Below are 19,938 nucleotides of genomic sequence, written 5' to 3'. Positions count from 1 at the left end.
CGTGAAGTTTATCGGTGTCTCGACAGTGAGGTATATACGAAACCGTAAGGGATTGAGCTTTATTGAGCTCATAATGACTGTAACCATTCTCGGTATACTGGCGACAGTGATAGTTCCCTTTACCCAGATGACCGTCAAGCGGAACAAGGAGCTTGAGCTGCGCAGATCCCTCAGGGAGATCCGCACTGCCATAGACGAGTACAAAAAAGCCTATGACGACGCCCACAAGGGGAAACAGATCCTGAACGAGACAGGATATCCCGAAACCCTGGAGGTTCTGGTTACGGGTACCGATTTCGGCGGCGAAGCGAAGTCGACCAAGAAAAAGTTCCTCCGGAGGATTCCCGTAGATCCCTTCAACCGTCCCGCGTCAGGGGAAAAGCCCGAATGGGGTCTGCGTTCCTACAAGGACGAGCCCGATAGCACGACGTGGGACAATTCGGACGTGTATGACGTCTATTCCCTGAGCGAGGGTACGGCCATCGACGGGACAAAATACAAGGACTGGTAACGTGCCGAGCTTCCGAAAAATGCTAACAAAAAGCAAAGGCTTTACGCTTGTGGAGTTGATGATTGTTGTGACCATCATCGGCATCCTGGCCACCATTGCTGTGCCGAGCTACAAGTGGAGCCTCATCAAGGCGAGAGAGGCAGTGTTGCGGGAGAACCTCTACAGCATCCGAAGCAGCATAGACCAATTTTACGCCGACCAGGGGAAGTATCCCGATACGCTTCAAGATCTTGTCGACAAGAAATATATCCACGGTTTACCGACGGATCCCTTTACCAGGAAAACTGACAGCTGGGAAACTATCGCCCCCCCGGCTCCGACTGGCGGGGCGGACGCCGGTAAACAGGAAACCGGTAATGTCTACGATGTCCATAGTGGTTCTGATCTGGTGGGAACTGACGGGAAACCGTATAAAGAATGGTAACGCGTTGCGGGTAACAACCGCACGGAGGCAGTGACGAGGAAAGAGGATACGATGATTCAGTTCCACAATGTTTTCCTGTCGTATCAGAGCGACGCGGCAGCTTTGAACGACGTTTCCCTCAAGGTCCCCAAAGGGGACTTTGTTTTTGTTACCGGCCCTTCCGGTGCGGGAAAATCGACCCTCCTGAAACTGGTCTACGGGGCGCTTTCCCCCTCGCGGGGGCAGGTCCTCGTTGACGGCCAGAACATCACCCGACTCACCCGGACACAGATTCCGCTTCTGCGCCGAACCATCGGCGTTGTTTTCCAAGATTTCAAGCTCCTCCCCAATCGGACGGTTCTGGAAAACGTGGCCATAACCCTTGAGGTGCTTGGCTGGAGTAAGCGTGATATCGGCAAAAAGGTCTACCATGTACTAAAACAAATGGGGATCGAGCACAAGATCAACGCCACCCCCCTAAGGCTTTCCGGAGGGGAGCAGCAACGGGTCGCCCTGGCCCGGGCGCTGGTGAATGAGCCGAAGATTCTCCTGGCAGACGAACCGACCGGCAATCTGGACGACGAGAACAAGGAACAGATTCTGTCCATATTCCGGGAAGCGAACATCAAGGGTACCACGGTGGTGGTGGCGACCCACGACCGCCGGGTGATCGAGAACAGCCATAGGCGCGTTATCGTGCTCGATAGGGGCCGCGTTGCGGAGGATACCGATGTCCCGAAATAAGCCGTCCATTCGTCCCGCCATGTCCAGTGACGGGGTAGGGGGGAGGATCCGCTACTTCTTTGCCCGGGCACTCCTCAATATTCGTCAGAACGTTCTGGTGAACGTTCTCGCCATCGGTACCATAACCCTGGCGCTTCTTATCGTTTCGCTGTTCCTCCTCATTTTCGTGAATCTGGAGTCTACGGCCGATGAGTGGAGTGGGAAGATTCAGGTGACCGCGTATTTCAATACTGAGCCAACCCCTCAGGAACTTTCTGCTATCATGACGAGGGTGAAGGCCATTGATGGGACTGATAAGGTCGGGTACGTCAGCAAACAGGAAGCCATGAAGCGTTTTCGCGAACGTCTGAAGGGCCAGGAAACTCTTCTCGAAGGGGTTCCGGCGGACGTGCTTCCTTCTTCCATCGAGATAACTCTGAAGCGTAATAGTCGTGAAGATGCCGCTATGGAGGCTTATGTTGGCAGGCTCAAAAAAGTTCCCGGCATAGCGGAGGTCCAGTATGGCGAAGAATGGGTCAGGCGCTTCAATACGTTCATGAACTTCCTTCGCTTTGTGGGAGCGCTCCTTGGAGGATTCCTCCTGATGGCAGTGCTCTTTATTGTGTCAAACACCATAAAATTGACAATCTACGCCAGAAAAGAGGAGATTGAGGTGATGGAGCTTGTGGGGGCCACCCGATTTTTCATCAAGGCTCCTTTCCTCATTGAGGGAATCATCCAGGGCGCTGCCGGAGCAGTTCTGTCACTTCTCATTCTTGTGGCTGCTTTTTTCGGTTTTCTCCACAGCGCGACGAATTTCGTCAACTTCTCCTCGTCGGTATCGGGGCTTTCGTTCCTTCCGCCATTGTATATTGCCGGAATTCTTGCCGGAGGAGTGGTCCTCGGGTTCCTTGGTAGCCTCACTTCCCTGAAACGATTCATCAATAACCCGCAATGAGATGGCTACAGTCCATAACCGCTTTGCTGGTGGTGCTCCTTACGGCGGCTGCAGCCGATGCCGATGTGCGTGACCAGTTGCAGGGGGTCAAGAAGGAAATCAAGGAGAAGAAGCAACTTCTGAAAAAGACCACAAAGGTGGAGCAGCAGGTGTCGGGCGAACTGCAAGCCATTGACCGGAACCTCAAACAAAAGGAAGCTCAGTTTGCGTCCCTTGCCAGGGAGCTCCAGGGCGTGGAGCGAACCATCTCCAAGACCGAGACGGAAATTAATACTGTACGGAATGAAGTTGAGCAGAAAAAGCATGAGATTGAGCGCCGACTTGTTGCCGTCTATAAAGCCGGGGAAATCGGTAATGTGAGGGTTTTTTACTCCTCTGAGTCGTTCCCCCAGATGGTAGAAAATCTGCGGTACATGAGGTCGGTCATTGATAACGACCGAAAACTCTTTGCCGACTACAACAAGAAAATTGCGGAACTTTCAAAGCTTAAGGTGGTACTCGAAAACGATGCCAACCGTAAGGAACGTCTCAAGATTGGCATCGAGCAGAAAAAGCAGGAGATCGCAGGCGAAAAAAGCAACAAGGCGGCCTATCTCGTAAAGGTGCGGCAAGACAAGCAGGCCCATCTGGCGTCCTTGCGTGAGCTCCAGGCCAACGCCGGAAGGCTTCAGGCAATGGTGCGAAAGCTTGAAGCCATGAGTAGAAAAAGCTATACTTCAGCTGCTCGGAAACCATCGGCAAAAGGGATGTCGCCGGTACTTCCTCCCATTTCGGACAAGGGTTTCGGTGCTCAGCGGGGGAGACTGTCGCTGCCTGTTAGTGGCAAAATTGTGAGCGGATTTGGACGTCATAAACATCCGGAATTCAATTCCTACACAGTAAGTAATGGTGTTTCCATAGCAGCCCCCTCTGGTGCCGATATCAAGGCTGTCTACGAAGGCAAAGTCATTTTTGCAAACTACTTTAAAGGTTACGGTAATATGGTGATTGTTGATCATGGCGGGGGATTTTTCAGCCTTTACGCCCATGCTTCGCGAATCGCCAAACGGGTGGGAGCAGAGGTGGCGAGAAACGAGACAATCGCCAGTGTCGGGGATGTCGATTCCCCGCGGGGTGATATGCTCTATTTCGAGATCCGTTATCAGGGACGTCCGGTCGATCCGGCGTCATGGTGCAGGTAGACTTAACTAATCATCGCGGGAGGCATGATGTTTGGAACCAGGAAGGGTAAAAAAATTGCGCTGTTGGCGGTAGTGCTCTTTGCGATGCTTGCGGGAGGAGGCTTTGTTGCCCAGAAACACTGTGCGGCACAGGGCGGAAACGATTATGAGTCCATCGAATTATTTACCGATGTCCTCGCCATCGTAAAAAAGAGTTACGTCGAAGAGGTCGATACCAAGAAACTCATCTATGGGGCCATCAACGGTATGTTGGCATCTTTAGATCCCCATAGCTCCTTTATGCCTCCTGATATGTACAAGGAAATGAAGATAGACACCAAGGGATCCTTTGGGGGACTCGGCATAGAGATAACCATCAAGGATGGTATCCTGACGGTTATCTCGCCAATTGAGGACACCCCAGCTTTCCGTGCCGGAATCAAGGCTGGCGATCAGATTTTGAAGATTGATGACCGCTTCACCAAGGACATGACCATTATGGATGCCGTAAAGCGAATGCGCGGCGCGAAGGGGACCAAGGTCATCCTGACCATCGTGCGGGAGGGATTTGACAAGCCGAAGGACTTCACCCTCGTACGTGACATCATTCAGGTTAAGAGTGTCCGTTTCTCGTCTCTCGACAATGGTTATGGTTACATCAGAATAGCCCAGTTTCAGGAGAAGACAGATGATGATTTGGTGAAGGCTCTTGCGACGCTGAAAGAGGAAAATGGCGGGTCCTTGAAGGGGCTTGTCCTTGACCTTCGCAACGATCCTGGCGGGCTTCTGGACCAGGCGGTCAAGGTTGCAGACCATTTTGTCGAGCAAGGACTTATTGTCTATACAGAAGGTCGAGAGAAGGATTCACGGATGCAGTTCAACGCCCACAAGGGAGGAACGGAACCAGCCTATCCGATGGTTGTGCTCATTAACGGTGGCAGTGCGAGTGCTTCTGAGATCGTTGCCGGTGCCTTGCAGGACCACAAGCGGGCAGTCGTTATGGGGACGCAGAGTTTTGGCAAGGGTTCGGTGCAGACAATCATTCCGCTTTCTGATGATTCGGGACTGCGTCTTACCACAGCGCGTTACTACACGCCGAACGGGCGATCGATCCAGGCAAAGGGAATAACCCCTGACATCATTGTGGAACGTGCCGAAATTCAACCAACCGAGAAAAAGGATGGCCATATCCGGGAAAAGGATCTGGAAAACCACTTCGAGTCCGGAGAGAAGGTGGAGGGGGAAGACAAGAAAACGGAGAAAGGGAAGGTTCCCGCCGCCAAGAGTGATGATCAGTTGAAAGGAGATTACCAAGTGTTGCGCGCGCTTGATCTCCTGAAAGGATGGGAAATCCTTAAGACGATGAATAGGGCTAATTAGGTCTATTAGCGGGGCAGAAGTAAAAAAGAGGGGAGTCCATCCCCTCTTTTTTTATGCGTCTGTTTTTAAAGGGAGCATTTCTTGACTCATTTCTCCTTTTGTAGTACAAAACGTGAAATCGTTTGTAATTTAATTATGGTTAATAAAAATGAACCCACAGCCTTCAGGTGCAACGGTTGATAAAGGATCGGTCAACCCTGAGCAGATTTCCATAAAAACCTTCGGTGGACTGGGACTTTCTTATCTCAATTCCCCAATGACCATTTTATGGGAAAGCCAGAAGGCGAGGATACTCTTCTGCTATTTGCTCATTTCCTACGACCAGTGGCTCCACAGAGACAAACTCATTGACATGTTGTGGCCTGGCTGTGACCCGGTCTCCGGCGCAAAGAATTTCAAAACCACCTTGAGCAGACTCCGCAAGTCATTTATGGGCCCGCGCAGTATTAATCCCATTATGACTCTTGGTGAAGCCATCCGTCTCGATTTCAATATTTTCTCCCTTGATTCGAGCCAATTCAAAGGATACGCTCAGACCGGAATCAAGATGCTGGCTCGTGGAGACATCTCCGGGGCCAGGAGATATCTCGAAGCTGCTCAGGATGAATATTCTGGGGAGTTCCTTCCCGAAGAGCCCTTCGATCATCATATCTGCGCTGAACGAGCGGAACTTGAAAGACTTCACGAATCAGTCCTTACTTCTCTTCAAAAGGTTTACCAACTCGAGGGCAACAACGATGCCGTTGAAGCCATTTCCTTCCTCAAAGCCGTTCACACAAACAGCTGATCTATCTATAGAGCTGCCAGGCTAAACCTTCATGTGCACAAATGCATCTGAAGGACCATATTTTTTGGCATCGTATGTGCTTTACCCTCAATCAAGAGATTGTTTTTCGTGGTGAATCTTGGCCCAAAAGGCTCTGCCACTCATGCTATTCCTGGTTGCGTCGCTGCAATTGCGTCAATTAGCGTGATTGTTTTTCTGAAACGGCCATTTTTGAGGCAATAATCGTAATAATCAGCAGACAGCATACCAGGTCATGAATGCCATCGTAATCACACCTCTGGCATGGTATCCCGGATTTCTGCTGAACGATTCTGTTTTACGGAGGAAAGTGAATGAAAGTCAAAAGCCTTTCCCTTCTTCTGTTGGGTGCTCAACTAATCATTTCTCCAATGACTTTTGATGCTGCGGCATCCTGCACTGGTCTCAACCTGGTGGATATGGGCAACGGGAGATACAGGGTTGTTGCTCTCGGCCTCATCAATGTTGGCGCTATTGATTTTACACTCACTTACGACAAGGCATCATTGTCGAGCCCTAAGGTCGTCAGTGGTGACTTAGCCACCTGGCTGGTTTTCGTGCCGAACGTTGTAGAAACGTCTGGAACGGTACAGGTAGTCATGGTCAATGAGCCGCCTGTTTCCGGTTCTGGCACGGTGGCAACTGTTACATTTTCTCCAGTCAGCAAGTCGTGGGGGAAACCGGCGCTCACCTGCCAGTTAACCGGTCTTGACGCATCGAATCAACCAATTGAGAGCCCCTTGACGAGTGAAGACGGTAAAGATGATACTGGCTTATCTTCAGGCACGGGAGGTTCCACAAACACAGGCTCCACTGACACAGGCTCCACTGACACAGGTTCCACAAACACAGGTTCCACAAACACAGGTTCCACAAACACAGGTTCCACAAACACAGGTTCCACAAACACAGGTTCCACAAACACAGGTTCCACAAACACAGGTTCCACAAACACAGGTTCCACAAACACAGGTTCCACAAACACGGGTTCCACTGACACGGGTTCCACTGACACAGGCTCCACAAGCACAGAAAATTATCCCGACAAGAGTTCCTCAGACACGGGTCCCGCGGACAAAGGCTCCTCGGGCAGGGTTTCCTCAGGTCTGGCTCCCTCAGTCACAAGTTCAGTGGACAAGGGTTCAGTGGACAAGGGTTCAGTGGACAAGGGTTCAGCGGACAAGGGTTCAGCGGACAAGAGTTCAGCGGACAAGAGTTCAGCGGACACGCAGGGTTCCAGGATACCGTTTGTAGCTCAAGGTACAATAATTTTACCAGACGCACCTCAGTCGCCCTTGGAACCTACATCGCCCGATGCACAGGAGCCGGCTTTGGGCGACCAACCCGCGCAGTGGCAACCATCTCCGGAGGCTGCCGACCGGGAGGACAAAGAGCATCAGCCTCCAACAGCACCCATTTCTCCACATACGGTCCCTACCACATCGGTACAGGAACAAAAATACGCGGTTTTCAAGGGAGTGCTTGAGCGATTCAAGGGTTATTCGGGTGACAGGACACCAAAAGCTCTTAGGGCATTGTTTGATGAACCCGTGGCCACATCAATCAAGCAGGATCCTGCGATATGCATTACTGACGGGAAGATGATGATAAAAGTCCTGCTTGAATTGCCTGAAAGCGGCAGTAATGCGCCAAATTTTGCCCTGAGAGGAGCCCGCCTCACGTCCTTGCAAAAGCAGGGAGACAACCGATGGCTGATAGAAGCCGTTCCTGAAGCAGGAAAAATTGAGGCTACGCTTACCATCGTAAATGGGGAGAAAATTGTAGATTATCCTTTAACCGTCGCTCCGAGGGTGGATGTCGATGTTGACAAAAACGGTGTGACGGATGAAGGAGACTTTTCACTCTTCCTTTCCAAGAATGGAGCCGCCAAGGTGCCGGCATATGACCTCAACGGTGATGGAAAGCATGATTATATAGATGACTATATATATACCGCCAATTACTTGACGGCTGGCGGAGGCAAAAAGAACAAGAAGTAAAGTTCCCTGTCAGGACAAAAGCCCGCCATACAGTGGCGGGCTTTTTTGTTCGTTGCCCGCCAGAACGGCGGTGTGTTATACACTACCAGCGTACATACCACTTACAGGATGATTTGTGGCTACATCTCGAAATGGCAAAATCAAGGTAAACAGAAAAAAAGGCGGACGTAATTCTCGTCCTCTTGTTGGTTTCATTATTCTTGCAGTCCTGGTTGTTGCGGCGGTGTTCCTTATTGATGGCCTGCTTAATCAGAAGCGCCCAGAGAAAAAACCGGAACCTCCAAAAGTCGTGGCACGGCATAAGCTCCCGCCCCGGGAATCCGCGGCGGAAAAGGAACCCGTTGTCCATGAGGACTATACGGCGACAGTGGTGCCGCCACCGACTGAGCGGCATGTCCGCCCACGTCCTGCCGGTTCCGGAAATCTCGCTATCATCATTGACGACATGGGAAAGGGTATGCAAGAAGCCCGATCGATCATTGACATCGGCGTACCGGTGACGTTCTCTATTATCCCGGGGCTTCCGAAGGTGCGTCAGGTTGCCCAAGAGGCACAACGGCGCGGGATCGAGGCAATGATCCATCTTCCCATGGAGCCGAAGGGGTATCCGGAGCGCCGTCTCGAGGAGAACGGTCTTCTTCTCAGTCAGAGTAACGATGAGATTGTGGTCCGGATGAACGGTTATTTCAAGGAAGTCCCCCAGGCGGTTGGCGCCAACAATCACATGGGGTCGGCATTCACCGAAAACAAAGAGAAGATGGCGATAGTGCTGAGAGTGCTGAAGGAGAAGGGGCTGTTCTTTGTCGACAGCAAGACGTCGGCAATATCTGTGGGAGAGTCGACTGCACGAGAGATGGGCTTGAGAACCGCGTCACGATCCGTCTTTTTGGACAATATTCAGGATGTTGGATATATTTCGAAGCAGATCAGGCAGGCTGCTTCCATCGCTCGCAAAAGGGGCAGCGCCATTGCCATCTGCCACCCCCATCCCGCCACTATCCAAGCCTTAGCTGCAGAACTGCCGAAGTTGCGGGATGAGGGTGTCACCCTTGTCCCCGCGTCATCCCTGGTACACTGAACCGTTTCCGTCAGTTGGGGGGCAGGACCTGCTGGGCAATCCTCTGTCTGAGGCGTGCGAACCCTCGGTAGCATTCTTCCTGGAGGATCGCTTCCGGCTTTTCCTGGTGAACAGGGTGAACGAGCAGAAAAGAGTCGGGTGAGGCATCCAGGCGGTTGCCAAAGGTTTCAGATAGCAATGAAAACAGCCTGCTTTTCTCCCTGGTCAGCATCCCCCCCTCAAATTCCCGCAGAGGATAGGCCTTTTTCAGAAGATGTACCCCATCGAGGCCAAAACGGTGGAAATCGACTGTTGTGCCGCTGCCATTGGTCACCGGCCTGAAGACGAACGCCGATTCCCTGGCTGCATCACGCATGATCTGAAGGGTGGGATCGTCATCCGCCAGATTGATGTCCAGGTTGTAGACGTTCGTCATGAGAAGACGGAAGAAGCACTCTTCTTCGAAAAAACCGGCGGCACTGCCGTCGGAGACCTCAAAGTAAAAAGACACCCTGTCACTATCTTTGCCGGAGACGGGGCGTCCACAGAGAAGACACTCCGACTTGATCCCCGATAGTCTGGCAAAGAAGGCTTCTTTCTTCCTAACTTCCTCACTCTGGAGCCACTGGTGGAAGAGAAAGGCGCGGGGTTCGGCGGTTGCTCGGAATTCAGTGATAATCGTCTGGGCAAGTTGGGCGAATTGGCCGTGGACTTCCGTCCACTTGGCATGGGTGAGGATCGGGTAGATCTTTCCGTCCGGGTTTGTATTGAGGCTCTCCACCTTGGGGCTCTTGGAGATGTAGGTTTCGAAACAACGATAGCCCCGGTTGATGGCGTAGGCCTTCAGGAGGGTCTTTTGGTCGGAGAAGGGGCCATCGAACTTGATTCGCTCGTCGACGAGACAGGGGATGAGCGAAAGGCTCTTGCGATCAAGGCCTCGCTGCTCGAACAGGGCGAAAATGTTACGACAGTTCTCAAGGCTTGGCATGTCCTTGACAGGTATAATGGCCCGGTCGGCTGCAAAGAGTGCATTCTGTGTCAGGATGTCCAGATCGGGCCGGGTATCGATGACAACTACGCCGGGGATTCGGGAGAGAGCCAGAAGCCGCGCGAGCATCATCGGCGTTTTGACGGTCCCTTTGAGGTCTGAAAGATTCGGCGATGAGGGGATGTAGCCGACTCCGTATTGACCGGTGTGAATCAGATCTCTCCCCGGAGTTTCAAGGAGGAGGTCGGCCACGGTGCCGGTCGTGCGCTGTCCCCTGATTTCAAACATCCGGTCGACGGTGAAATGGTTGTCGAAAGAGAAGATGGAAACCGGCAGGTTTTCATCAAGAGCTTTCAGGTAGATGGCAAGATTGGTTGCGAGGGTGGTCTTGCCGACCCCCCCCTTTTCTGAGGAGACGGTAATGACGTATGGATAACTCTGCATGGCGACCATACTACACTGAGGGGACAGCGACGGTCAACCGGTTTGACACGCCGCGAACCCTATGCTAGAACCGCTGCAACTAGCAGTATTTACGAGGAGATTTTGTGGAACTCTTTCCTGAAAAACGGATTTTAACCGTATCCCAACTCACCTCCCTCATCAGGGGAGTACTTGAAGAGAATTTCGAGCACGTTTGGGTGGAGGGTGAGGTTTCAAACCTTGCAATGCCTGCTTCCGGGCACCTGTATTTTACGCTCAAGGATGCCGGCGCCCAGATTCGCTGCGTTATGTTCCGTGCGTCAGCTCGAGCCCTTAAATTCCGCCCCAGGGATGGTATGGGATTGATCGTCAGGGGGCGGATTACGGTTTACGAACAGCGGGGTGACTATCAGTTTCTCGTTGAATATCTGGAGCCGCGGGGAGTCGGAGCACTCCAGCTTGCGTTCATTCAGCTAAAGGAAAAATTGGCCAAGGAGGGGCTTTTCGCCGAGGAACATAAGAGGCCGATCCCATCCCTGCCGCAGCGGATCGGAGTGGTGACCTCGGCAACCGGGGCAGCTATTCACGATATTCTCAACGTCCTGAACCGACGCTTTGCCAACGTGGAAGTTCTCATCAGACCCGTCAAAGTCCAGGGTGAAGGGGCGGCTGACGAGATTGCCGAAGCGATCATCGACTTCAACCGTTACGGTGCTGTTGATGTCATGATCGTGGGGAGGGGAGGGGGATCGCTGGAGGATCTGTGGGCCTTTAACGAGGAGAAGGTCGCTCGTGCGGTCCACCGCTCCAGAATACCAATCATATCTGCCGTGGGTCACGAAATCGATTTTACCATTGCAGACTTTGTTGCTGACCTTAGGGCACCGACTCCATCGGCAGCGGCAGAACTGGTCGTCAAGAGCAAAGAGGAGTTGGCGTCGAAAGTCGAGTTCCTCCGTCACCGGCTCATACAGACACTGCGGCGCATTCTGGCCGATGCTGGTGGTGAGTTGGAGAGCTTGAGCCGTGCCCTCCGCGACCCTACCGTGCTTTTAGGACACCTCTCCCAGCGCTTGGATGACATCTTCGTACGACTTGAACGCGCTATTGCGGGAGACCTTAAAGACCGTGGGAGGATGCTAGAAGCACTCAAGAATCATCTGAGGCTCAGAAATCCGGCCCTTAAGGTGGAGCGTGCACGGGAACGGGTTATTGCTTTGAGCGACAAAAGTGAAATAGCCCTGCTTCGTCACGTCGACCGCTACCGTGAGGCTGCGGCCGTGCATTCGGCACGGCTGGAAACGCTTTCTCCACTCGGCACCTTGGCGAGGGGGTACAGCGTAGCCCTTAAACTGCCTGAACGGGTTCCTGTCAAGACGTTCAGGCAACTCGCCCTGAAAGATAGGCTTGAACTTCTTTTTCATCACGGACGAGCCTGGTGCCGGGTGGAGTCCCTTGACGAGGATGCGTCCTGCAGCCATGAATGAAATCGTGCGCGCGCCGTCAGGGCAATTTGGGGAAACTGGTGCAAATCTGCTATACTTTCTTCTAGAAAAGCTGCTCAGATTCGGGAGGTGCTTGTTATGAAAAACATCTGGAAGGAACGCGAAAAGGCTCTCGAAAATCAGTACATCTACAAGCAGGAACAAGACAAAATCGAGAGAATGCAGAAGGAAGAGCGCGAGCGCCTGGTACGTGAAATGTGCCGGAACCGTTGTCCCAAGTGCGGAGACGAGATTAAAGCAATGACCTTCCGTGGGGTTCCCCTGGATCGTTGTCCCGGGTGCGGCGGGGTATGGCTTGGGCCGAACGATCTCAGGATTCTCGCCTCGAAGGATCACCGTAGTTGGTTCGAAAAATGGTTCAAGGAAGAAAACGAGACATCCGAAAAGGTTGCGTAGTTCGGCACGTTGTCCAATAGCATCAGCAATAAAAAGCCGGCTCCCCATCAGGAAACCGGCTTTTTATGACATCAAGGGTGCTACTTCCTGTGGCAGAGGCCGCAGCGCGTTGGCCCAGTTCCCCTCACCTCGTGGCATCCCTTGCAGGTCTTATGAGCGTAGTCTTTGCCGAAATTGGCAATTCTTCCAGGGGTTTTGTCGTGACAGTTCTTGCATTCCTTGAGGAGATCCGTGTGGTGTTTGTGATTAAAGGTAATATTTCCGTTTTTTGCCGGGAATATCATGGTATCCGCAGCCTTGACGACGGGTACGTTAACCATCAAAACAATCAGCAGGGGTACGGTCCTTTTCATGACGAGAGTCCTTTGGCTGTATCATGAATTCCTGCATTAAGCCGGATACTGTGAATGGACGTGCGACTGATGCGTGCACCGTGTTCAGGATGCCGGCGCGATGATAACCTTCCGGTCGTCGACGGTGAGGCGGCCCTGGGCAAAGAGATTGACCGCTTCAGGGTAGATGTGGTGCTCTTCCTTCTGGATGCGGGCCGATAGCGTATCCTCGGTGTCATCGTCGAGAACCGGTACGACGGCTTGAATAATAATCGGTCCAGTGTCGGTTCCTTCATCAACGAAATGCACCGTGCACCCAGAGACTTTGACACCGTACTGCAAAGCCTGACGTTGGGCGTGAAGGCCAGGGAATGCCGGAAGTAACGCCGGATGGATGTTCATGATTGCATGGGGAAATGCTCCAATAAGGACCGGGGTAACGATCCGCATGAAGCCGGCCAGCACCACGAGGCGCACCCCGTGGGAGCGAAGCAGTTCAACCAGGGCTGCGTCGTACGATTCACGGCCCGCATGGATCCTGTGGTCGAGGACGTGGACGGTGATACCGTGGCACTTCGCCCGGTCCAAAGCATAGGCATCGGCCTTGTTGCTGATGACGCAGGCAATTCGGGCTGGGAGGCTACCGTCCTCGATCCGGTCAATGATGGCCTGGAGGTTAGAGCCGTTTCCTGAGACAAGAACGCCGATAGTAAGAAGATCAGTCATGGGAATTAACCGTTTAGATCATTTCCACCGACTCGGTGCCGGCCTCACACTTGGCCACTTCGCCGATGACGAAAGCCTTCTCTTGGAGTCCCGAGAGGCGTATGAGGACTTCGTCCACATCGTTCTCGGGAACAGCCAGAACCATACCGATGCCGCAGTTGAAGGTGCGATACATCTCGGTCCACTCCATATTCCCGCCGTTCTGCAGGATGCGGAATATCTCGGGCATGGTCCAGCTGTCGCGTCGTATGATCGCCTTGCATCCCTTGGGGAGAATGCGGGGAACGTTTTCCAGGAGCCCGCCTCCCGTGATGTGGGCGATGCCGTTTACCCGGAAGTCCCGGAGAAGATTGAGAACTGACTTTACATAAATCCGGGTCGGGGTGAGCAGTTCATCGGCAACGCTCCGATCGTGTCCGGGAAGCATGTCGTTGATGCCAAACCCAAGGGTATCGAAAATGATTTTGCGGGCCAGGGAGTAGCCGTTGCTGTGGAGGCCGCTTGAGGCGAGGCCGATGAGGGTATTACCGACGGTGATGGAAGATCCGTCAATGATCTTGTCCCGATCCACAACACCGACGGTGAAGCCTGCCAGGTCGTACTCGCCGTCCTGATAGAATCCGGGCATCTCGGCCGTCTCGCCGCCAATGAGAGCGCATCCTGCCTGGATGCATCCTTCGGAAATCCCCTTGACGACAGCGGCGCCGCGCTCCGGCGAGAGGCTGCCGGTGGCAAAGTAGTCGAGGAAGAAGAGCGGTTCGGCACCCTGGACAACGATATCGTTGACGCACATTGCCACGAGATCGATCCCGACCGTGTCGTGGCGGTCCGCCATCATGGCTATCTTGAGTTTCGTGCCAACGCCGTCGGTGCCGGAAACCAGCACGGGATTCTTGTATTTGTTGGTGTTAAGCGAGAAGAGGCCCCCGAAGCCCCCGATGTCGGAGATTACCTCCGGTCTCGACGTGGCCCGCACGAACGGTTTGATCATTTTGACAAAAGTATTGCCGGCATCGATGTCAACGCCGGCATCTTTATAGGTAATTCCCTTAGCGCCCAAAATGTTTCCTCCCGTGAAATGACGAAAAAATTTACCCCATGAACCGTTAAAAGTCAAACCCTATCTGGTGGTCGTCAAGGCCCAAAAAATCAGTTTACAAGGGGGGTAACGTTCGCTTAAGATGCGGTCGAAAATGGGCGTTACGGATGTACATACAATCCATCAGATGACCTCCGGCGACCTCGACGAGGTGACGGCGATCGAGTCAGTGTCGTTCCCGCGCCCTTGGACAAGGGAACACTTCATCGACGAGCTCAATTCCCCCCACTCATATCCCCTTGTGGCACGTACCGCTGACGGTATTGTGGCGGGTTACATTTGTCCCCTGCTCGTTCTTGATGAGGGGGAAATCCTTGATGTGGCGGTGCGATTGGGCTCTCGCGGAAAGGGGGTCGGCGGAGCGCTTGTCCGTCGAGCCATCACCGAACTCAGGGCGCAAGGTGCCAGAGTTGTCTGCCTTGAAGTGCGTGTTTCCAATCTCCCTGCGTTGACCCTCTACCGGCAGTTGGGCTTCAGGGAAACCGGCCGGCGCAAGGGCTACTATGAGAACGGCGAAGATGCCATTTTGATGGAATATACCATCGACTACAGCGAGGGCCGTGCCGATGCAGTTTAAAGCGACAATCATTTCCAACCAGGAAGTTTCTCCGGGCTACTTCCGGATGCGGATTACCGCTCACCCGGAACTGACCGGGGCGCAGCCCGGGCAGTTCGTCATGGTCCGGGTTCGCGATGCCATCGATCCGCTGCTGCGGCGCCCCTTCGGCATTTTCGACGTGGGAACCGTCCCCTCCGAATATCCTGGCTGCAGTTCCGCCACGTACCTTGAAATGCTCTACAAGGTGGTGGGGAAGGGGACCGAAACGCTTTCCACCTATCATCACGGCGACCACGTTGACATTATCGCACCTCTGGGTACCGGTTTTGACCTGGGCGATCCGGAGGAGGAGAAGATCCTCGTGGGCGGAGGCGTCGGGATCGCTCCCCTCTATTACCTGGCAAAAACCCTGGTTGGGCGTTCCCGGGTACGGTTCTTCCTTGGCGGACGCACCAGGGATGACATTCTGTGTGTGACCGAATTCGAGAGGCTTGGGGTTGAGACCTACGTCTCCACCGACGACGGGACCCTTGGAGACCGTGGACTCGTGACTGACGTCATGGAACGGCATGTCCGCGAGGACGGACGAAAGAAGACCATTTACGCCTGCGGCCCTATGCCGATGCTGAAGGCGGTCGCCGGGATTGCCCGCCAGACCGGAACCTCCTGCCAGGTTTCGCTGGAAGCCTACATGGCCTGCGGCATGGGAGCGTGCCTCGGGTGCGTGGTGAAGGGCAGGGACCATGGCGACGAGACCCCGGATTACCGGTGCGTCTGTAAGGACGGACCTGTGTTCGCCTTCGATCAACTGATGTGGGTATAGTGGAGTGCCAATGAAAAGACCAGACCTCTCTGTCGAGATAGCGGGAATCAAACTCAGGAACCCGGTCATGACCGCTTCGGGGACTTTCGGCTACGGCGAAGAATTTGCCGCGTACGTGAATCTCGAAAAGATCGGCGCCATCATCACCAAGGGACTCTCTCTGAAGCCCAAGGCCGGCAACCCGACGCCACGCATCCAGGAAACCACCGGCGGGATGCTGAACGCTATTGGTCTCCAGAATGTGGGAATAGATGCCTTTATCGAGAAAAAGGTGCCGTTTCTCCGCACCGTCAACACGCCTGCCATCGTCAACTTTTTCGGCAATACCGTCGAGGAATACGCCGAGCTCGCCGAGCGGCTCGACAAGATTCCCGAAGTGGCCGGGATGGAGATCAACATCTCGTGTCCGAATGTGAAGCACGGCGGTATCGTTTTCGGCACCGAGCCCAAGGCGGCATATTCGGTGGTGAAGGCGGTACGGGAGGCCACCATCAAGCCGGTAATTGTGAAGCTCTCCCCCAACGTCACCGACATCGTGGAGATGGCCTGGGCCTGTGCTGACGCCGAGGCTGATGCCCTGTCCCTCATCAATACCCTGACCGGCATGGCCATCGACCTCAAGTCCCGGCGGCCCATCCTTGCCAACGTGACCGGCGGCCTTTCGGGACCGGCGGTGAAACCGGTGGCCCTCAGGATGGTCTGGCAGGTGGCTAAGGCGGTGAAAATTCCGGTGATCGGCATCGGCGGCATCATGTCCGGGACCGACGCCCTGGAGTTCATGCTGGCCGGCGCCACGGCCGTTCAGGTCGGGACCGCCAACTTTCTTGACCCGGCCGCTTCCGAGCGGATTGCGGCGGAAATGGAGCAGTATCTGGTTAACAACGGAATTACGGACGTGAAGGAGCTAATCGGCGCACTGCAGGTCTGAAAACCAGCAGACGAGTTGCTTCTGTGAGCGAAGGCGGGGTTCCTCCCCGCCTTTGTCCGTTTGTGGAAGGAGAGCGTAAAGATGGAAACGTGGCGAAAGGCCATCGCCGACAGCATAACCACCCCCGAGGAGCTTGCGGAGCTTCTGGATATTGATCCCGAACCCCTTGCGCCGCTTGTCCGGCGTTATCCACTGCGGATTACGCGGCGCTATCTGGGGCTCATCGGGAAGCCGGGCGATGCGATCTGGCGCCAATGCGTCCCTGACCCATGTGAGCTCGATGACGATCAGCTTTCCGATCCCCTTGACGAGGAACGGCTTTCGCCTGTTCCCGGCGTTATTCACCGCTATCCCGACCGGGTCGTCTGGCTCGTTTCCAACGAGTGTGCCGTCTACTGCCGTTTTTGCATGCGGAAGCGCCGGGTGGGATGCCCGCTGGCGGGGAGCAACGGGCGTTCCGGGGATGATGCGGTCAGGTACATCGCGGCGACACCGGCCATACGGGACGTGATCCTGTCCGGGGGAGATCCGCTGCTTCTGGATGATGAGCGACTCGAAGCGATCCTGGCACGCCTGCGCGCCATTCCCCACGTGGAGATGATTCGGATCGGCACCCGTACCCCCGTAACCCTGCCGGAAAGGATTACGGCACGGCTCTGTCGAATGCTCAAACGTTACCACCCCCTCTACGTCAATACCCATTTCAACCATCCGCGAGAGATCACTCCCGAGGCGACCAAGGCCTGTGCCCGTCTGGCAGACACCGGCATTCCCCTGGGCAACCAGACGGTGCTCCTTGCCGGCGTCAATGATGAGCCGGCGATTATGACGCTTCTCATGCAGCGTCTCCTCGCCATCAGGGTAAGGCCGTACTACATCCATCAGATGGACCTGGTTAGGGGAACCGGTCACTTCCGTACCAAGGTGACAACGGGGCTCGATATCATAGGGGCTTTGCGGGGGCATACCTCAGGGATGGCGACACCCTACTTTGTCATTGATGCGGCGGGTGGAAAGGGGAAGATACCGCTTCTCCCCGATGCCGTGGAGCGGCGGGGTGATACGTGGCTGTTACGGAACTACCGGGGAGAGATTGTCGAATACCAGGATCGGTGAGGGGGAGGGGAGTTACAGTTCCTCAGGGGGAAACGCCACCACGTCGTCAATGGTGTCGGCATCAAGCAACACCATCACGAGCCGGTCGATGCCGAGGGCGATTCCGGCCGCCTGGGGCATGGCAGTCAGTTCGGCAAGGAACTTCTCGGGGAGGGGAGTGGACGTCTGCCCCCGGGAGGTACGGAAGGCGTTTTCGCTTTCAAAGCGGGCGCGCTGCTCCACTGGGTCGGTCAGCTCAGAAAAGGCATTGGCAATCTCTACACCACCAAGATAAAGCTCGAATCGCTCTGCAACGGCTGGATCGTCTTTCTTTAGCCGCGCCAGGGCGCTGCGGCAGGAAGGGTAGTCATGGATGAACGTGGGACGGCCGATGCCGAGACGCGGTTCGATTTGTTCGACCATCATCTCGTCGAAGATGTCCCTTTCAAGGGCCTCATCCATGGTTATTCCACCATATCTGACAAACGCGTCACGCACGGTGATCCGCTCCCACACAGCGGTAATGTCGATCTCCTTGCCACGGAACGAAAGTGGCCCGCCGAATCCCGCCCCTTCAGCCACGAACCTTATCAGCAACTCGGTTTCATCCATCACCCCCCGATAGTCTGTACCTGCCCGATACCACTCAAGCATGGTGAACTCCGGGACATGCATTCTTCCCCGCTCACCGGCGCGCCAGCAGTGGGAGATCTGGAATAACCGCTCGTAACCCGCCGCCAACATCCGTTTCATACAGATTTCGGGAGAGGTCTGGAGGAACCAGCCGTCCGCCGGCACCGGGTCAATGTGGGACTCGGGCGCACAAGCAGGAATGCGAAGGGGGGTCTCCACTTCGAGATACCCCCCTTCAATAAAAAAGCGTCTTATTTCCTGTATGATGCGGGCCCGTGCCCGGAGCGCTCCATGGCGGCGGGCAAGGCGCCAGTTTGCCGTCATCGGCTTACCCCTTGACCCTCGTGGAGTAATCACCGGTGCGGGTGTCGACCACAATCATCTCGCCTTCCTCTATGAAGGGGGGTACGCGCAGGACGTAGCCGGTTTCCACAGTGGCTGGCTTGGAGTCACTGCCGGAGGTGTCACCCTTGACCCACGGGTCGGTCTGGACGACGCGGAGATTGACGAAGTTGGGAAGGGATACGCCTATGGCCTTTTCCCCAAACATCAGAACATCGACCTGGATGTTGTCGATCATGAAGTTCTTTGCATCGCCTACGGCGTCCTCGCTCATCTGGACCTGCTCGAAGGTCTGGTTGTCCATGAATGTATAGTGGTTGTCTTCCTTGTAGAGGTACTGCATCTGGCGCTCTTCAAGACGGGCCGGTTCGAAGGTCTCGCCGGAACGGTAGGTCCGATCGAGGGTAGTGCCGGTAATCATGTTGCGCATCTTGGTGCGGTACAGGGCCTGGCCCTTGCCCGGCTTGGAGAACTCGAAGGCGGTGACAAGATAGGGATCGCCGTCGAGGGTTATTTTCAGTCCTTTTTTTAAATCTGCCACAGTATACATACGTGAGCCCCTTTTGTTGGTGTTATCTGCAAAAAACGTACTTTTTTACACCATAATTGATTGGATGTTAAGTAAAAAATGGCAAGATGACGCAACACGATCATGGCTACCGATCAGAGCAATGCAACGGTCTGCCGGGCATAGAGAGGTGAACATGTTCTCAGGCTATTTGAGATGCGCTCTTGACCCTTGGTTGCAGGGTCGGGCACGTTTGCCCGAATCAGTTACGGCAGGTAATAGGGATAAGGCGCTTCTGCGGGGAAAGAGCCTGACTCCCACCGCAGAAGCGTGGAGGAAGGATTACTTGGCGCGGTATGTGATACGGCCCCGGCTAAGGTCGTAAGGAGAAAGCTCCACGGTTACCTTGTCTCCCGGAAGAATCTTTATGAAATACTTGCGCATCTTGCCTGAGATGTGGGCCAGTACCACGTGGCCGTTTTCCAGTTCGACCCGGAACATGGCGTTAGGGAGGGGTTCGATGACTGTACCTTCGACTTCTATGGCTTCTTCTTTACTCATGGGTTTGTTAGCGCTCCTTGGTG

22 protein-coding genes are annotated in these 19,938 nt (G+C 54.4%); 15 read left to right on the top strand and 7 right to left on the bottom strand.

All coding sequences use genetic code 11. The features are described 5' to 3' along the window. The first annotated feature begins 25 nt into the window (after positions 1–25). From GMET_RS09355 to GMET_RS09315, 9 genes are all read left to right on the top strand, one after another. Positions 26–511 (top strand): type II secretion system protein, encoded by a 486-nt coding sequence (locus tag GMET_RS09355; protein WP_011365880.1) that lies wholly within the window; start codon positions 26–28, stop codon positions 509–511. 19 nt (positions 512–530) lie between these two features. Continuing rightward, positions 531–935: a type IV pilin protein gene (locus GMET_RS09350; protein ID WP_004511989.1), complete on the top strand. Its 405-nt coding sequence runs from the start codon at positions 531–533 to the stop codon at positions 933–935. A 51-nt stretch (positions 936–986) separates the two neighbouring features. Further along, positions 987–1,658: a cell division ATP-binding protein FtsE gene (gene ftsE, locus GMET_RS09345; RefSeq protein ID WP_004511990.1), complete on the top strand. Its 672-nt coding sequence runs from the start codon at positions 987–989 to the stop codon at positions 1,656–1,658. Then, positions 1,645–2,595: a permease-like cell division protein FtsX gene (gene ftsX, locus GMET_RS09340; protein WP_004511991.1), complete on the top strand. Its 951-nt coding sequence runs from the start codon at positions 1,645–1,647 to the stop codon at positions 2,593–2,595. Before ftsE ends, ftsX begins: the two co-directional genes overlap by 14 nt. Further along, on the top strand, positions 2,592–3,776 hold the full coding sequence (locus GMET_RS09335; RefSeq protein WP_004511992.1) for a murein hydrolase activator EnvC family protein: 1,185 nt from the start codon (positions 2,592–2,594) through the stop codon (positions 3,774–3,776). The genes ftsX and GMET_RS09335 overlap by 4 nt, the downstream gene beginning before the upstream one ends. Before the next feature lie 27 nt (positions 3,777–3,803). Further along, the gene (locus GMET_RS09330; protein ID WP_004511993.1) at positions 3,804–5,135 is read left to right on the top strand and encodes a S41 family peptidase; all 1,332 of its coding nucleotides are present in this window, start codon (positions 3,804–3,806) and stop codon (positions 5,133–5,135) included. Between the two features lie 148 nt (positions 5,136–5,283). Beyond that, positions 5,284–5,922, top strand: a complete 639-nt coding sequence (locus tag GMET_RS09325) for an AfsR/SARP family transcriptional regulator (RefSeq protein WP_011365878.1) — start codon at positions 5,284–5,286, stop codon at positions 5,920–5,922. Positions 5,923–6,254: 332 nt separating this feature from the next. Then, the gene (locus GMET_RS09320; RefSeq protein WP_004511995.1) at positions 6,255–7,940 is read left to right on the top strand and encodes a hypothetical protein; all 1,686 of its coding nucleotides are present in this window, start codon (positions 6,255–6,257) and stop codon (positions 7,938–7,940) included. 115 nt (positions 7,941–8,055) lie between these two features. Then, complete coding sequence (locus tag GMET_RS09315; RefSeq protein WP_011365876.1) at positions 8,056–9,018, top strand: divergent polysaccharide deacetylase family protein; 963 nt, start codon at positions 8,056–8,058, stop codon at positions 9,016–9,018. Positions 9,019–9,028: 10 nt separating this feature from the next. On the opposite strand, the gene GMET_RS09310 is transcribed toward GMET_RS09315, so the two are convergent. Then, a complete protein-coding gene (locus GMET_RS09310) occupies positions 9,029–10,438 on the bottom strand; it encodes a ParA family protein (RefSeq protein WP_004511997.1) in 1,410 nt (469 codons plus the stop codon). Between the two features lie 95 nt (positions 10,439–10,533). Here GMET_RS09310 and xseA point away from each other — a divergent pair, with 95 nt between their 5' ends. Continuing rightward, the gene (gene xseA, locus GMET_RS09305; protein ID WP_004511998.1) at positions 10,534–11,895 is read left to right on the top strand and encodes an exodeoxyribonuclease VII large subunit; all 1,362 of its coding nucleotides are present in this window, start codon (positions 10,534–10,536) and stop codon (positions 11,893–11,895) included. Between the two features lie 96 nt (positions 11,896–11,991). Next, positions 11,992–12,309 (top strand): zf-TFIIB domain-containing protein, encoded by a 318-nt coding sequence (locus tag GMET_RS09300; protein ID WP_004511999.1) that lies wholly within the window; start codon positions 11,992–11,994, stop codon positions 12,307–12,309. Between the two features lie 80 nt (positions 12,310–12,389). On the opposite strand, the gene GMET_RS09295 is transcribed toward GMET_RS09300, so the two are convergent. From GMET_RS09295 to purM, 3 genes are all read right to left on the bottom strand, one after another. Then, positions 12,390–12,662 (bottom strand): cytochrome c7, encoded by a 273-nt coding sequence (locus GMET_RS09295; protein WP_004512000.1) that lies wholly within the window; start codon positions 12,660–12,662, stop codon positions 12,390–12,392. Between the two features lie 84 nt (positions 12,663–12,746). Then, complete coding sequence (gene purN, locus GMET_RS09290; RefSeq protein WP_004512001.1) at positions 12,747–13,367, bottom strand: phosphoribosylglycinamide formyltransferase; 621 nt, start codon at positions 13,365–13,367, stop codon at positions 12,747–12,749. Positions 13,368–13,380: 13 nt separating this feature from the next. Next, complete coding sequence (gene purM / locus GMET_RS09285) at positions 13,381–14,427, bottom strand: phosphoribosylformylglycinamidine cyclo-ligase (protein WP_004512002.1); 1,047 nt, start codon at positions 14,425–14,427, stop codon at positions 13,381–13,383. Between the two features lie 133 nt (positions 14,428–14,560). On the opposite strand from purM, the gene rimI reads away from it, so the two are divergent. The 4 genes from rimI to GMET_RS09265 all read left to right on the top strand — a co-directional run bounded on the left by rimI (position 14,561) and on the right by GMET_RS09265 (position 17,892). Continuing rightward, positions 14,561–15,043: a ribosomal protein S18-alanine N-acetyltransferase gene (rimI, locus tag GMET_RS09280; protein ID WP_004512003.1), complete on the top strand. Its 483-nt coding sequence runs from the start codon at positions 14,561–14,563 to the stop codon at positions 15,041–15,043. Next, a complete protein-coding gene (locus GMET_RS09275) occupies positions 15,033–15,848 on the top strand; it encodes a dihydroorotate dehydrogenase electron transfer subunit (RefSeq protein ID WP_004512004.1) in 816 nt (271 codons plus the stop codon). The genes rimI and GMET_RS09275 overlap by 11 nt, the downstream gene beginning before the upstream one ends. A 10-nt stretch (positions 15,849–15,858) precedes the next feature. Further along, complete coding sequence (locus tag GMET_RS09270; protein WP_004512005.1) at positions 15,859–16,776, top strand: dihydroorotate dehydrogenase; 918 nt, start codon at positions 15,859–15,861, stop codon at positions 16,774–16,776. Between the two features lie 81 nt (positions 16,777–16,857). Beyond that, complete coding sequence (locus GMET_RS09265; RefSeq protein WP_004512006.1) at positions 16,858–17,892, top strand: KamA family radical SAM protein; 1,035 nt, start codon at positions 16,858–16,860, stop codon at positions 17,890–17,892. Between the two features lie 12 nt (positions 17,893–17,904). Here GMET_RS09265 and epmA read toward each other — a convergent pair whose 3' ends face one another. The 3 genes from epmA to infA all read right to left on the bottom strand — a co-directional run bounded on the left by epmA (position 17,905) and on the right by infA (position 19,915). Further along, the gene (gene epmA, locus GMET_RS09260) at positions 17,905–18,828 is read right to left on the bottom strand and encodes an EF-P lysine aminoacylase EpmA (RefSeq protein ID WP_004512007.1); all 924 of its coding nucleotides are present in this window, start codon (positions 18,826–18,828) and stop codon (positions 17,905–17,907) included. 4 nt (positions 18,829–18,832) lie between these two features. Next, complete coding sequence (gene efp / locus GMET_RS09255; protein ID WP_004512008.1) at positions 18,833–19,396, bottom strand: elongation factor P; 564 nt, start codon at positions 19,394–19,396, stop codon at positions 18,833–18,835. Between the two features lie 300 nt (positions 19,397–19,696). Beyond that, a complete protein-coding gene (gene infA, locus GMET_RS09250) occupies positions 19,697–19,915 on the bottom strand; it encodes a translation initiation factor IF-1 (protein WP_004512009.1) in 219 nt (72 codons plus the stop codon). Between the last annotated feature and the right edge of the window lie 23 nt (positions 19,916–19,938).

The sequence above is a fragment of the Geobacter metallireducens GS-15 genome (assembly GCF_000012925.1).
Taxonomy (GTDB): Bacteria; Desulfobacterota; Desulfuromonadia; order Geobacterales; family Geobacteraceae; genus Geobacter; species Geobacter metallireducens.
This window is presented reverse-complemented; position numbering and strand designations above follow the sequence as displayed.